General features: G+C 74.2%; 12 protein-coding genes. 9 read left to right on the forward strand and 3 right to left on the reverse strand.

Going from position 1 to position 14,082, the window contains the following annotated elements:
* Positions 1-281: 281 nt before the first annotated feature.
* The 3 genes from Q7A36_RS28325 (at position 282) to Q7A36_RS28335 (ending at position 5,130) form a co-directional block, all read left to right on the forward strand.
* The gene (locus Q7A36_RS28325; protein WP_305107137.1) at positions 282-2,156 is read left to right on the forward strand and encodes an alkaline phosphatase family protein; all 1,875 of its coding nucleotides are present in this window, start codon (positions 282-284) and stop codon (positions 2,154-2,156) included.
* Positions 2,157-2,575: 419 nt separating this feature from the next.
* Positions 2,576-4,303 carry a tannase/feruloyl esterase family alpha/beta hydrolase gene (locus tag Q7A36_RS28330; protein ID WP_305107138.1) on the forward strand — a complete coding sequence of 576 codons (1,728 nt, stop codon included), beginning with the start codon at positions 2,576-2,578 and terminating at the stop codon, positions 4,301-4,303.
* On the forward strand, positions 4,300-5,130 hold the full coding sequence (locus tag Q7A36_RS28335; RefSeq protein WP_305107139.1) for a type II secretion system minor pseudopilin: 831 nt from the start codon (positions 4,300-4,302) through the stop codon (positions 5,128-5,130). Before Q7A36_RS28330 ends, Q7A36_RS28335 begins: the two co-directional genes overlap by 4 nt.
* A 29-nt stretch (positions 5,131-5,159) precedes the next feature.
* Here the strand turns inward: Q7A36_RS28335 and gspG are convergent, their stop codons facing one another.
* Both gspG and Q7A36_RS28345 read right to left on the reverse strand, forming a co-directional pair.
* A complete protein-coding gene (gene gspG / locus Q7A36_RS28340) occupies positions 5,160-5,627 on the reverse strand; it encodes a type II secretion system major pseudopilin GspG (RefSeq protein WP_305107140.1) in 468 nt (155 codons plus the stop codon).
* A complete protein-coding gene (locus tag Q7A36_RS28345) occupies positions 5,624-6,370 on the reverse strand; it encodes a prepilin peptidase (RefSeq protein WP_305107141.1) in 747 nt (248 codons plus the stop codon). Before Q7A36_RS28345 ends, gspG begins: the two co-directional genes overlap by 4 nt.
* A 69-nt stretch (positions 6,371-6,439) precedes the next feature.
* Here Q7A36_RS28345 and Q7A36_RS28350 point away from each other — a divergent pair, with 69 nt between their 5' ends.
* A complete protein-coding gene (locus tag Q7A36_RS28350) occupies positions 6,440-8,188 on the forward strand; it encodes a GspE/PulE family protein (RefSeq protein WP_305107142.1) in 1,749 nt (582 codons plus the stop codon).
* A complete protein-coding gene (locus Q7A36_RS28355; protein ID WP_305107143.1) occupies positions 8,188-9,417 on the forward strand; it encodes a type II secretion system F family protein in 1,230 nt (409 codons plus the stop codon). Before Q7A36_RS28350 ends, Q7A36_RS28355 begins: the two co-directional genes overlap by 1 nt.
* Before the next feature lie 6 nt (positions 9,418-9,423).
* On the opposite strand, the gene Q7A36_RS28360 is transcribed toward Q7A36_RS28355, so the two are convergent.
* Entirely contained in the window at positions 9,424-11,127 is a 1,704-nt protein-coding gene (locus Q7A36_RS28360; protein ID WP_305107144.1) for a tannase/feruloyl esterase family alpha/beta hydrolase, read from the reverse strand.
* A 319-nt stretch (positions 11,128-11,446) separates the two neighbouring features.
* On the opposite strand from Q7A36_RS28360, the gene Q7A36_RS28365 reads away from it, so the two are divergent.
* From Q7A36_RS28365 to Q7A36_RS28380, 4 genes are all read left to right on the forward strand, one after another.
* Complete coding sequence (locus Q7A36_RS28365) at positions 11,447-11,926, forward strand: GspH/FimT family pseudopilin (protein WP_305107145.1); 480 nt, start codon at positions 11,447-11,449, stop codon at positions 11,924-11,926.
* The gene (locus Q7A36_RS28370) at positions 11,916-12,293 is read left to right on the forward strand and encodes a prepilin-type N-terminal cleavage/methylation domain-containing protein (protein ID WP_305107146.1); all 378 of its coding nucleotides are present in this window, start codon (positions 11,916-11,918) and stop codon (positions 12,291-12,293) included. The genes Q7A36_RS28365 and Q7A36_RS28370 overlap by 11 nt, the downstream gene beginning before the upstream one ends.
* Complete coding sequence (locus tag Q7A36_RS28375; RefSeq protein ID WP_305107147.1) at positions 12,290-12,886, forward strand: prepilin-type N-terminal cleavage/methylation domain-containing protein; 597 nt, start codon at positions 12,290-12,292, stop codon at positions 12,884-12,886. The genes Q7A36_RS28370 and Q7A36_RS28375 overlap by 4 nt, the downstream gene beginning before the upstream one ends.
* Positions 12,887-13,017: 131 nt before the next feature.
* On the forward strand, positions 13,018-14,082 hold the full coding sequence (locus Q7A36_RS28380; protein ID WP_305107148.1) for a PilN domain-containing protein: 1,065 nt from the start codon (positions 13,018-13,020) through the stop codon (positions 14,080-14,082).

Raw genomic sequence — 14,082 nt, forward strand, 5'->3', positions numbered from 1 at the left:
TCTCCGGGGTCGCGGACAGCAGCGATGACGAATCGCCTGCGACGGACTGGAACCGCACGGGCCATGTGAACACCGCCTGGCATCACCCGCGCGTCACCTGCCGATAGGCGCCTGCCCGCAGCGCCATCCCGTTCGGCGCCGCCGCCCTCCCCGTTCACGGAGGCCGCGGCGTCCATGTCTTACATGTGAGCAAGCCCTTCTCGCGTCGGATCGTCACCCAATCTTCGCGCCCCTGGACGCCGCGGCGCGAATATTCGGAAGCCTCCAAGGAGAGGTGATCCATGCATCGGGCCCTACCTGCCCTCGCGCTCGCCCTCGGCCTGCTGGCCGGCGGCGCGCGCGGGGCTGACGCGCGCAATCTCGTGCTCTTCGTCGCCGACGGGCTCCGGCCCGGCATCGTCAATGCCGACACGGCGCCGACCATGGCGGCGCTGCTCGAGAACGGCGTGCGCTTCACCAACACGCATTCGCTCTTCCCGACCTTCACCACCGCCAATGCCTCGGGCCTGGCGACGGGGCATCTCCTCGGCGACACCGGGGATTTCAGCAACACCATCCATGTCGGCACGGCGGTCACCGCTGCGGGCGGCAGCGTCACCCCCTTCCTCGAGAGCGATCCGGTGCTCGGCGAAGTCGACACGCTCTTCGGCGGCGACTACCTGAACCAGGAGACCATCCTGGCCGCGGCGCGCGCCAAGGGCTTCTCCACCGCCAGCATCGGCAAGGTCGGTCCCGTCCTGATCTTCGACCACACCGAGCGCAGCGGCCAGCAGACCATCGTCATCGACGACCAGACCGGCACGGCGAACGGCATCCCGCTCTCGCAGGAGGTGAAGGACCGGCTGAACGCCGCCGGCCTGCCGCTGGCGACACCCTCGCGCGGCGCCAACGGCACCTCCGGCACCTCGACCACGCCGGGCACCACCGTCGCCAACACCATGCAGCAAGGCTATTTCGCCAATGCGGCGACCGAGGCCGTCCTGCCGCTCTTCGCCGAGCGGCAGAAGCCCTTCGTCATGGTCTACTGGTCGCGCGATCCGGACGGCACGCAGCACAACCAGGGCGACAGCCTGCTGACCCTGGTTCCGGGCATCAATGGCCCGACCACCATCGCCGCCGTCAGGAACGCCGACGACAACCTGGCGCAGCTCCTGGCGGCGCTGCAGCGCTTGGGCCTCGACGGCGACACCGACGTGATCCTGACCTCGGACCACGGCTTCTCCACCATCTCCAAGCAGAGCACGACCAGCTTCGCCGCGACCCAGAGCTACGGCGGCGTGCCGGCCGGCCTCCTGCCGCGCGGCTTCGTCGGCATCGACATCGCCCATGCGCTCGGCCTGCCGCTGCACGACCCCGATGCGAACAACGCGGTGGTCGCGCCCGGCAGCTTCAGCACCAACGGCAATGCGGTGATCGGCGACCCGGCCAACCCGGCGGTCGTCGTCGCGGCCAATGGCGGCTCGGACCTCGTCTACCTGCCCGGCGGCGACCGCGCGCTGGCGGAGAAGGTGGTCGATATCCTGGCCTCGCAGGACTATACCAGCGGCCTCTTCCTCAACAACCGCTTCGGCCGCATCGCCGGCACGCTGCCGATCTCGGCCATCGGCCTGCGCGGCACGGCGGCGACGCCGCAGCCCGACATCGCGCTCAACTTCCGCAGCGTCTCGCTGGGCTGCGACGACCCGACCACCTGCGGCGCGGAGGTGGCCGACAGCGCCCTGCAGCAGGGCCAGGGCATGCACGGCTCCTTCAGCCGGGCCGATACGCGCAACATCATGGGCGCGATGGGCCCGGACTTCCGGCGCGGCTTCGTCGACCCGGCGCCGGCCAGCAACGCCGATATCGGCCGCACCGTCGCGCATCTGCTCGGCCTCGAGGTCGCCGATACCGGCCGGCTGCTCGGCCGCGTGCTGCTCGAGGCGACGCCGGACGGCGGTGTCCCGGAGTACCGGCAGCACGTGATCGCGTCCGACCCCGACTCGCGCGGCTTGCGCACCGTGCTGCGCTACCAGACCGTGGGCCGCACGCATTACTTCGACGTCGCGGGCTACCCGAACCGCACGCTCGGCCTGTCCGAGGACTACCGGCGCGAGGCGGTGGAGGGCCGGGTGCATGCCGCGGCCGCGGATGGCGTGCCGCCCTGGCAGCCGCGCTGAGCCTCGCCTGATGTCGCCGTGGCGCCCCGGGCGCCGCGGCCTGCGCTTCCCCGGAGAGCGTCGCATGCCACCCAGGCCGCCCTTGCCACGCGGCCGGCCTGCTGGCGGCTGCCCGCCGCATGCCCGCGCGCTCCGGTCCGCACCACGCCGCACGCCGCCGGCATCGCAGAGCTGCGCGACATGGTCGTTGATGCCTAGCGCGCCAGCGCGACCTGGACGGTCGGCTACCCGCTGATCAAGGTGCAGGATGTCGAGTCGGGCGCGGTGACGCTGACGCGCAGCGCCTACGTTAGCGATTGAGCCGATCAAGCGCTCGCGACACGAGGCATGTTCCTCGCGGCGGCGTGCAACGCGGCCTCCCGGATGACGCTCCCCTCCTCAAACGCCGCACTCGAACGGCCGGGGACCAAGGGGGAAGCGTGACAAGGCATCCAGATCTGCATCCGCGGCGCCGGGGGCTTGCCCTGGCGCTGCTGGCCGGCACCGCGCTTTCGGCCCTGGCCGGCCCGGCCTTCGCCGCCTGCGGCGATCTCGCCGGCGCGAGCATCCCGGGCGAGGGCAGCATCACCGCCGCGACGGCCGTGCCCGCCGGCAGCTTCGCCGCGCCCGACGGCACCACCTATCCCAACCTGCCGGCCTTCTGCCGGGTCGAGGCGACCCTGACGCCGACGCCCGACAGCAACATTCGCATCGAGGTCTGGCTGCCCGAGGGCAGCGCCTGGAACGGCCGCTTCCTCGGCACCGGCAATGGCGGCTATGGCGGCGCCATCCGCTACGATGAACTGGCCGGCGGCACGCAGCTCGGCTTCGCCACCGCCAACCAGGATGCCGGGACGGCGCCCTCCACCTCGGGCAATGCCAAGGCGCTGATCGGCCGGCCGGAGAAGTGGAACGATTTCGGCACCCGCGCCGCGCACCTGATGACGGTTGCCGGCAAGGCGGTGACGCAGCAATACTACACCGCGCCGCCCAGCCGTGCCTATTTCAGCGGCTGCTCCTTCGGCGGCCAGCAGGCCTTCAACGAAGCCGAGAAATTCCCCGACGACTATGACGGCATCCTGGCCGGCGCCCCGGCCAACAACCGCACTCATCTGCAGATGGCGGGCGTCTGGAACTTCCAGGCGACGCGCCTGGACCCGGCGACGACCATCGAGCCGGAGAAGGCGCCGCTGATCACGCAATCCGTCCTGCAGGCCTGCGTGACGCAGAGCGGCGGGCTGCCGACCGACACCTACCTGACCGATCCGCGCGCCTGCCGCTGGGACCCCGGCGCGCTGCAATGCGCCGAGGATGCGTCGGACACTTCGCAATGCCTGACGCCGCCGCAGGTGGACGCGCTGCGCAAGGTCTATGACGGGCCGCGCAACCCGCGCACCGGCGCGCTCCTCTATCCCGGCATCTCGCGCGGCTCGGAGAGCGGCAGCACCTTCGACCTGCCCTTCAACGAGGGCGTCGGCCGCGCCGCGATCGACGAGCCGCAATTCCCGGGCCTGTTCTACTGGGTCTTTGGGCCGAACTGGGACTGGCGCGGCTTCGACTTCGACCGCGACCCGCCGCTGGTCGACGACGTACTGGCGCCGGTCATCAACGCCAATACCGCCGACCTCTCCGCCTTCCGCGACCATGGCGGCAAGCTGCTGGGCTTCCACGGCTTCGCCGATCCGCTGGTGCCGCCGCAGGAGCAGGTGAACTACTACCTGCGCGTCACGGCGCGGGGGGCGGGGCTCGACCCGGCGGCACCGGCGGCCGACATCTCCGCGGTGCAGGGCGACCATGCCGCGCTGGCCCGCACGCAGGAGTTCTACCGCCTGTTCATGGTGCCCGGCATGGGGCATTGCGGCGGCGGCCCCGGCCCGAACCAGTTCTTCAACGCCACCATCAGCCCGGTACCGGCCGATCCGCAGCACAATGCGCTGCTGGCGCTGCAGCGCTGGGTGGAGCAGGGCCAGGCACCCACCAGCATCATCGCCACGAAATACGTGAACGACCAGCCCGCCCAGGGCGTGGCCGCGACCCGGCCGCTCTGCGCCTTCCCGCGGGTCTCGCGCTACAGCGGCCAGGGCGACCCGAACGACTCCGCCAGCTTCGCCTGCGCGCGCGGCGGCGACTACGAGGCGCCGATCGCCGCGCCCGAATACCGGCGGTGACGTCCCGGGGGACGGGGCGGGAGCGCGGCTTCGCGCTCCTGCTCGTCCTCTGGTCCATGGCGCTGCTCGCGCTGCTCGGCACGCAGGTGGTGGCGACCGGGCGGTCCGAACTGCAACTCGCCGGCAACCTCCGCGGCGCCGCGGCGGCGGAGGCGGCGGCCGATGGCGCGGTGCATGCCGCGGTCTTCCGGCTGCTCGATCCCTCGCCGCAGCGCTGGCTGCCGGATGGGCTGGCGCGGGAGATGCGATTGCCCGGCGGCGCCGTCGCCGTCGTGCGGGTGGAGAGCGAGCAGGGCAAGGTCAATCCCAACCTTGCGCCTCTCGGCCTGATGCAGGCGCTGCTGGTGGAGATCGGCGCCGAGCCCCGCGCCGCCACCTCGCTCGCCGCCGCGATGCTGGACTGGCGCAGCGGCGGCATCCGCCCGCGGCCCGGCGGCGCCAAGGAGCCGCAATACCGCGCCGCCGGCCGCGATTATGCGCCGCCCGGGCGGCCCTTCCAGACCATTGAGGAACTCGGCCTCGTCCTCGGCATGACGCCGGCGCTGCTAGCGCGCCTGGCGCCGCATCTGTCGCTCTACCAGGGCGGCGACCCCGACCTGCGGTTCGCCTCCCCGCTGGTGCTGGCGGCGCTGCGTGCGACCACCGATCCGGAGGATGCGGGCGACCTGGGCGGCGAGCCGGATTCCGCGCCGGTGGTCGCCATCACCGCTGCCGTCACGCTGCCCGGCGGCGTGCGCTTCGTGCGGCAGGCGCATGTGCGGCTGGGCCAGGGCACGCGCGGGCGGCCCTGGCAGATCCTCGGCTGGCGGGCGATCGGCGACGACTGACCGCGTGAGGCGGCGGCGCTGCCGGCGCGCTAGTTGCAGATCGCGCCCTCGGCGGAGACGGACTCGCCGCCCTGCGGGTTCGGCCCGCGCGAGCAGAGGTCGTACTCCTTCCCCGGCCGCGTGGACGGGTTGCGGTACAGGTAGGGCCGGTTCCAGGGATCGAGCGGCGGCCCCTGCTCGGCCTTCAGATAGGGCCCGTTCCAGCCCGCCGCACCGGAGGGGCGCGTCACCAGCGCCTGCAGCCCCTGGTCGGTCGTCGGGTAGGCGCCCATGTCCAGCCGGTAGATGTCCAGCACGCCGCCGAGGCGCTGGACGGACTGCCGTGCCACCGAGGTCTGCGCGCCGCCGAGTTGCCGCAGCGCCGCCGGCGCCACCAGGCCGATCAGCAGGCCGAGGATGGCGATCACCACCAGCACCTCGAGCAGCGTGAAGCCCGCCTCCGCGCCCCGCGCGCGGTCCTTCGTCGTCCTGGTCCGCACCCGCATCCTCTCCGTCATGGCGCCCCGCCCTGCGCCAGCCACAACAGCCACAGCGCCAGGGCAAGGCAGGGTCCGAAGGGCAGCCGCGCCGCCGCATCCAGCCGGCCGCGCCGCAGCGCCTGCAGCCCCGCCAGCGCAAGACCCAGCAGCGCCGCGAGCAGCACGACATCCGGCAGCCCTGGCCAGCCCAGCCAGGCCCCCGCGACGGCCAGCAGCTTCGCATCCCCCTCCCCCAGCCCCTCCCGCCCGCGCAGCGCGCGGTAGAGCAGGGCGAGGCCGCGGAACGCGGCATATCCCAGCACGGCGCCCAGGGCATGGGCGGTCAGGTCCTGCGGCGCCAGCGCAAGCGTGACCGCGAGGCCGGCCGGAATCAGCGGCAAGGTGAGAAGGTCCGGCAGCAGCATCCGCTCCCAGTCGATCCAGCCGAGAGCGAGCAGAACCCAGCCCAGCCCGCAGGCCAGCCAGAGGCGGGGCGCATCCGCCGGGATCGCCAGCGCCGCGACGGCGGCGAGGCCGAGCGCCGCCAGTTCGACCGCCGGATGGAAGCCGCCGATCGGCGCGCCGCAGCCGCGGCAGCGTCCGCGCAGCGCCAGGTAGCTCGCCAGCGGCACCAGGTCGCGCGCGGCCAGCACGCCGCCGCAGGCCTCGCAGCAGGAGCGCGCCCAGGCGACCGGCCTGCCCTCCGGCAGGCGGCGGATGAGCACGCCGAGCAGGCTGCCGGCCACCGGCGCGGCAAGCAGCGGCAGGACCCAGGCCGGCAACCGATTCCTCCCGTGGCCGTGACGCGGCGACCCTTGCCCGGGCGACCGCGCGTATACGATTGTCCCACCATGCTTATCGAGCGCCAGCCGCGCAACGCAACCCCGGGGCCGGTGACGCCTGCGCCAGAAGCGCCGCTCGCCCGCGCGCTGGACGACCTGGCGGCGCTGCTGGTGGAGCAGGGCCAGTGCGATGCCCGCGCGGTGGACCGCGGCAGGCGGGTCGCGGCCGAGACCGGCCAGCGGCTGGATGCCGTGCTCATGCATCTCGGCCTGGTCACGGAACGCGGGCTGGCGCAGGCCCATGCGGCGCTGCTCGGCCTGCGCATCGCCGAAGCCGCGCGCTGGCCCGCCGAGCCGCTGCTGCCCGAGCGCCTGCAGCCCCGCTTCCTCCGCCAGGCCCGCGCCTTGCCGGTGGCGCGGGAGGGCGACACGCTGGTCCTGGCCGTCGCCGACCCGCTGGATGCCTTCACGCCCGCCGCCATCGCCGCCGCGACCGGCCTCGCCGTGCGGCTGGAAGTGGCGCTGCCGATCGAGCTGGAGGCGGCGCTGGAGCGGCTCTACCCGACGCTCGAGCCGGAGGAGGCCGGCACGCCCGCCACGGCCGAGCCGCTGGAGGAGGATGCGGAGCGGCTGCGCGACCTCGCCTCCGAGGCGCCGGTGATCCGGCTGGTGAACCAGATGATCTCCCGCGCGGTGGAGACCGGTGCCTCCGACATCCATATCGAGCCCTTCGAGGATCGCCTGCGCATCCGCTGCCGCTACGACGGCGTGCTGCAGACCGTGGACACCCAGCCGGCGCGGCTGACGCCCGCCATCATCTCGCGCATCAAGATCATGGCGCGGCTCGACATCGCTGAGCGCCGCCTGCCGCAGGACGGCCGCATCCGGCTCGCGGTGCGCGGGCAGGAGGTGGATTTCCGCGTCTCCACCATCCCCTCCCTACATGCGGAGACGGTGGTGCTGCGCGTGCTGGACCAGAGCGCGGTGGAGTTCGACTACGCCCAGCTCGGCCTGCCGCCGCGGGTGGTCCAGCGCCTCACCGCCTCGCTCGCCCTGCCCAATGGCATCGTGCTGGTCACGGGTCCCGTCGGCAGCGGCAAGACGACGACCCTGTACACGGCTCTTCTTGGCTTGAATGCCGAAACTCGGAAAATCATCACCATCGAGGACCCGATCGAGTACCGCCTGCCCGGCATCACCCAGGTGCAGGTGAAGCCGCAGATCGGCCTCAGCTTCGCCTCGCTGCTGCGCAACATCGTCCGGCAGGACCCGAACGTGGTCATGGTGGGCGAGATCCGCGACCTGGAGACGGCGGAGACGGCGGTGACCGCGGCGCTCGCCGGCCGCCTCGTGCTCTCGACGCTGCACACCAACTCGGCCGCCGCCAGCATCCCCCGCCTGCGCGACATGGGGCTGGAGGACTACCTCATCGCCTCCGTCCTGCGCGGCGTGCTGGCGCAGCGGCTCGTCCGCAAGCTCTGCCCCGCCTGCAAGCGGGAGGCCGAGGCGCCGCCCGCCCTCGTCGCCGAATTCGCGCTCGACCGCCGCCCGGGCTGGCGCGGCCCGCGGCTCTGGCAGCCCGTGGGCTGCGCGGCCTGCCGCAACACCGGCTTCCGCGGCCGCCTCGCCATCGCCGAATTCCTGGCGGTGGACGCGCAGGTGGAGCGCCTGGTCTTCGCCCGCGCCGAGCATGGCGAGATCGAGCGCGCCGGCGTCGCCGGCGGCATGGTGACCATGCTGGATTGCGGCCTGGACGCGGCGATCGAGGGCATCACCACCGTGGACGAGGTGCTGCTGAGCGTCCGCGCGGAGGCCTGATGCCGGCCTTCCGCACCCTCTCCGTCGCACCGGACGGCACGCTGGCGCGCGGCCGGGTGGAGGCGCCGAACGAGGCCGCGGCCGTCGAGCGCCTGCGCCGCCAGGGCCACCTGCCGATGCGCGCCGAGCCGGACGAGGGCGGCAGCCCGGTGCTGGGCGCGGTGCTGCAGGCCGAGTTCGGCCGCGGCCGCGGCGCGATCTCCCGCGCGGAGCTGACCGACCTGACCCGCGAGCTCGCGGTCATGCTCGCCGCCGGGCAGGACCTGGACCATGCGCTGCGCTTCGTGGCGGAGACGGCCGGCAGCGCGCGGCTGCGTCGGGTCGCGCAGCGGGTGCGCGACGAGGTGCGGGACGGCAGCCCGCTCGCCGCCGCCCTCGCCCGCCAGCCGCGCAGCTTCCCCGCGCTCTATGTCGGGCTGGTGCGCGCCGGCGAGGCCGGCGGGACGCTGGCCGCGACGCTCGAGAGCCTGGCGACGCTGCTGGAGCGGCAGCGCTCGCTGGAGGCCACGCTGCGCTCGGCCATGATCTACCCGGCGCTGCTGCTGGTCGCCTCCATCGGCTCCATCGCGCTGCTGCTGACGCATGTGCTGCCGCAATTCGTCCCGCTCTTCGAGCAGAACGGCGCGGCGCTGCCCGGGCCGACGCGGATGCTGATGGCGGTCGGCGATGCCGTCTCGGCGCATGGCGGCAAGGCGATGATCGCCCTCGGCCTGCTGTTCCTGGTGGTGCGGCAGGTGCTGCGCCTGCCGGGGCCGCGGCTCGCCGCCGACCGGCTGCTGCTGCGCCTGCCCGTCGCCGGGCCCCTGGCGCGGGAGGCGCTGGCGGCGCGCTTCGGCCGCACCCTCGGCACGCTGCTCGGCAACGGCATGGCGCTGGATGCCGCGCTCGGCGTGGTGCAGGGCACGCTCGGCAACCGCGCCGCGGTGCAGGCGGTGGCGGAGGCGACGGCCAGCGCCAAGGGCGGCGCCGGCCTCGCCGGGCCGCTCGGCGCCGCGGGCGTCTTCCCCATCCGCACCATCCACCTGCTGCGCCTCGGCGAGGAGACGGCGCAGCTCGGCCCCATGGCGCTGCGCGCGGCCGAGATCCATGAGGAGCGGACGCGCATCGGCCTGCAGCGCCTGGTCTCCCTGCTGACGCCGGCGATCACCGTGGTCATGGGCGCGGTGGTCGCCGGCATCGTCTCCGCCATGCTGCTGGCGATGCTCAGCCTGAACGACCTGGCACAGTAGCCGCGGTCACCGGGTGGGCGAGACCGGCTGTCGCGCCGGCGTCAGGCCGGGATTGGTGGCGAGCGACAGGCCGAGATCCACGCAATGGAAGCTGCCGGCCTGCTTCGGGTCACCCGCGCCGTCATGCACGGCGGTCTGCGGATAGGGGCAGAGCGGCCGCGTTGCGGCGACGCCGTTCGCGGCCTGGTCGCCCTGGTACTTCGTGGCGATGATCGCCTCGGGCGGCACGCCCTCCTCCACCCAGCGCTGCAGCGCCAGCAGCACGTTGTGCTGCGGGTCGGCCGGCACCGGCAGGGAGCCCTGCTGGCCGAAGGCATTGGGGCCCGGCCCGCCGCTGCAATGGCCCATGCCCGGCACGCTGTAGTAGCGGTAATAGGCCTGCGTCTCCCGCACCGGATCGGCCGCGCCGCCGCGCCGCGCATGGGCCAGGACGGACTCGTAGTAGTTGATCGAATAGGGCGCGATCGCCGGGTCGTTCAGGCCGTGGTACTGGATCAGCTTGCCGCCGCGCCCGGCGAAAGCGCGCAGGTCCGGGCTGACGGCATTCATCACGCGTCCCAGCGACTGCTCGGCAATCGGCTTGCTGTCGGCCTGGAACAGGTCCGTGTCGAAGTCGAAGCTGCGCCAGTCCCAGGCCGGATCGTCATAGACGAAGTACTGGAAAAGCGCGTCGCCATAGACGAACTGGTTGGCCTGCGGCCCAGACCAGAACCAGGCATTCCAGTTGGCCGAGGGCTCCGCCTCCGCCCCCGGCTGGTAGCCGGTGAAGAGCCGCTGGCCGGTCCGCGGGTTGTGCGCCCCCCGCTGCACCCGCGTCAGCGCCGTGACCTGCTTCGGCGTCAGGCAGGTGTCGTTGTCCTCGCCCTGGCAGAGCAGGACGGAGGGATCGAAGCGGCAGGCACGGACATCGCCGACGATGCCGTCCTGCACCCCGTCGCCGGCGGCGTCGCATTGCGCCAGCGCCGCGGCCTGGATCGCCGGCGCCTTGCTGGCGGGGATGGTGCTGGCCGGGTCGGCCTGCAGCGCCTGCTGGTTCCAGACGCCGGCGGCCTGCAGATGCGTGAAGTACTGCGCCGGCGCGCCGGCCAGGACGCCGTCGAAATCCGCGGGGAAGCGCTGCGCCTCCATCAGCCCCTCGCGCCCGCCTTCCGAGCAGCCGTTCCAGTAGGCGTAGTCCTGCGGCCGCCCGTAGAAGGCCTGGACGATCTCCTTCGCCCGCAAGGCCGTCTGGTGCACCGCGCGGTAGCCGAAATCGATGATGCGCTGCGGCTGGCCGAGCGCCCAGGAACCGGTCGGCCCGCTGGCATCGTGCCCGTCATCGGTGCTGGCCGTGGCGAAGCCGAGGCGCAGCATGGGCGCGAGGTTGCCGTACTGGATCGTGCCGGCATAGCCGCCATTGCCCACCTGCAGGTAGCGGCCGTTCCAGCCTTGCAGCGGAAGCCAGGCCTCGAAGCCGATGCGGGATCCCTCGACTGGCGAGATGCTGCCGGCGACGCGGCAGAAGGCCGGAAGCCCGGTCTGCGGCGTGGTGGCGCCGGGCGGGGTGAAGCTGCCGCCGGTCACCTCCTCGGCGGTGGCGATGGTGGTGGCGGGGAGCGCGAGCGCGGCGAGGTCGCCGCAGAACCGGCTGCCCCCGGATTGCGCGAGGGCCGGCGTGGTGCCGAGGCAGAGCGCGAGCGCGGCCCAGAGCCGGCACGGCTGCATGACCATTCGATGTTTCCTCCGCAGCGTCGGCGTCGCGCGCGATTCCGCGTCGTGCCTTCGGCGCTGCAATCGTGCCCGGCCGCGGCATCCTGCCGACGCGGCAGCCGGCCGCAAACCCGCGTCGCGCGGCCGCACAGCGCACGGGCGCGTGACGGCGGCAGGCTGGTCTTATGCTGCCGGGGGCCGGGCGCGCTCGGCGCGCCTCCGGACCCGCACGACCTCGCTTCCCCGACCGACCGGCCGGCAGCCCGACCCGCGACCCGCTGGCGCGGTCGTGACGGGCTTACGGTATCCGCGGCCCGCGGCGACGCCGTAATGTCAAGGTATGCAGGGACCGAAACGGGGCGGCGCCGGCAGCGCCGAAGCCGGGTTCACGCTGCTCGAGATGATCGTGGTGCTCGCGGTGCTGGCGCTCGTCGCCGGGCTTTTCGCCATGCGCGGGCCGCCGCGCAGCGCGGCGCTCGACCTGCGCGCCGCCGCCGGCACTCTGGTGCAGGACCTGCGGCTCGCGCGCGCCACGGCGATCGCGCGCAATGCCTCCCGCCGCGTGCTGCTGGACCCCGCGGATGCGCGCTGGCAGGCGGAAGGCGGCGCGCCGCGCGCCCTGCCGCCCGGCACCGCCATGGTGGTGCGCGCGGCGGCGACCGAGACCGGCGGCCGGCTCGCCGCCATCCGCTTCGCGCCGGACGGCAGCTCGACCGGCGGCTGGATCGAGCTCGCGGATGGCCGCCGTCGCATGCAACTCGGCATCGATTGGCTGAGCGGCCGCGTCTCGCTCACGGAACTGCCCGCCGATGCGCGCTGAGCGGCAGGCCGGCTTCACCCTGCTGGAGGCGATGGTCGCCTTCGCCATCGCGGCCATCGCCCTCGCCGCGCTGCTGCAGGGCGGGCTGCTCGGCCTGCGCTCCACCCAGATCGCCGGACGGACGGAGGAGGCGCTGGCCCGCGCCCGCTCCCGCCTCGCCGCGCTGGAAGGGCGGCCGGTCACGGCGATGGACCAGCGCGGTGAGGATGGCGGCGGCTTCTCCTGGCGGTTGCGGGTGGTGCCGGAAGCGAGCGCAGGCGGCGTCACGCTCTATGCCGTCAGCGTCGCGGTCGGCTGGCGCGATGGCGGGGAGGCGCGCGAGGTGCGGCTGGAGACGCAGCGCCTCGGCGTGACGGCGGCGCGATGACGGCGCGGCGCGAGGCCGGCTTCACCCTGCTGGAGCTGCTGGTCGCGCTTGCCGTGCTCGGCTTCCTCATGCTCGGCCTGCTGCAGGGCACGCGCTTCGGGCTGCAGGCCTGGGGCATGCAGGCCCGCCAGCTCGGCCGCGTCGCCGATCTCGATATCGCCGACCGCGCGCTGCGCCGCATCGTCACGCAATTGATGCCGAGCGACGACCTCACCGTGCCCGGCCTGCGCGGCACGGCCACCGGCTTCGAGGCGCTGACCGAACTGCCCGCGACCGCGGCGCTGCCGACGCGCCTCGCCCAGGCGGCGCTCGGCGTGGACCGCGCCGGACGGCTGGTGCTGCGCTGGACGCCCTGGCTGCATGCCCGCCGGCTCGGCCCACCGCCCGCGCCGGAGGAGAGCGAGCTGCTGCGCGGCCTCGAACGCATCGAGGTCGCCTATTGGTCCGCCGCCGCGGGCGGCGGCTGGCTCGGCGCCTGGACGCGGCCGGAACTGCCGGACCTGGTGCGCATCCGCCTCGTCTTCGCGCGCGGCGATGCGCGCCGCTGGCCCGACATCGTCGCCGCGCCCATGCGCGAGCGGCAGGACTGGTGAGGCGCTTCGCACGCTTCGGTGAGGCAACGGGCGGTGCGTTGACGCTGCCGCCCTGCCCGCATCCAGTAGCGCCGCACGGCGGCGGGTCGCTGGGGTAAGGGAGACGCGATATGCCGGTTCCGGGGACTGCCGTGGCCGCTGCGCCCGCGCGCGGGCCGGTGGCCGGCATCGGTCGCGAGCTGTGGCGCTGGTGGGCCGCGCGCATGACGGAACTGCTGCCGGCGCGCTGGCGCGCCCCGGCCAGCCTGCCCGATGCGACCCTCGTGGTGCTGCCGCTCACCGCCGACTCCGCCCGGGCCGAGGTGGTGCTGCGCCGCCGCGGGCGGGAGACGCCGCTCGGCCAGGTGGCCCTTGCCGCCCTGCCCGGGCTGCGCCGCCGGCCGCGCCGGCTGCTGCTGCGCGCGCCGCCGGGCGCGCTGCTCGAGCGCGAGGTGGCCTTGCCGCTGGCGGCGCAGCAGGACCCGGGCGGCGTGCTGCGCTACGAGCTCGACCGCCTCACCCCCTTCGCCGCCGAGGAGGTCGCCTGGGCCTGGCGGCTCGAGGCGCGCGATGCCGCGCGCGGCCTGCTGCGCCTGCGCCTGTCGCTGCTGCCCCGCATCGTGGTGGACCCTGCCCTGGCGGCGCTGGCGCGCGCCGGGCTGCGGACCGATGGCATCGAGGCGCCGGCGGCGGACGGGCCGCGCGCCATCCCGCTCGCCGAAGCGGCGCCCGCCCGCTCGCCGCGGCGGGAGGCCTGGCGGCGGCGCGGCCTCGCGCTCGCGGGGACGGCCTGCGGCGGTCTCGCCATCGCCGCCGTCGCGCTGCCCTTTGCGCTGCAATCGATGACCCTCGCCGCGGCGGAGCGGCAGATCGCGGCCCTGCAACCGCAGGTGCAGGAGGCCGAGGCGCTGCGCCGCCGCCTCGCCACGGCCAAGGGCGGGCAGGACGCCTTCGCGGCGGAGCGCGCGCGCATCGGCGACGCGCTGCGCGTCATCGCCACGCTGACCGAGCTGCTGCCCGACGACACCTGGCTCACCGAGCTGACGCTGCGCCAGCGCAAGCTCACCATCGCCGGCCGCTCGAGCGGTGCGGCGCGGCTGATCGGCCTGCTCTCGGCGGATCCCGGCATCCGGGAGACCGCCTTCGTCGCCCCGGTGACCCGCGCGGAGTCGGGCGGGGTCGATGTCTTCTCCATCCGCGCCGAGCTCGGGCTCTAG

Origin of the sequence: Paracraurococcus lichenis, assembly GCF_030657435.1 — a bacterium.
Lineage (GTDB): Bacteria > Pseudomonadota > Alphaproteobacteria > Acetobacterales > Acetobacteraceae > Paracraurococcus > Paracraurococcus lichenis.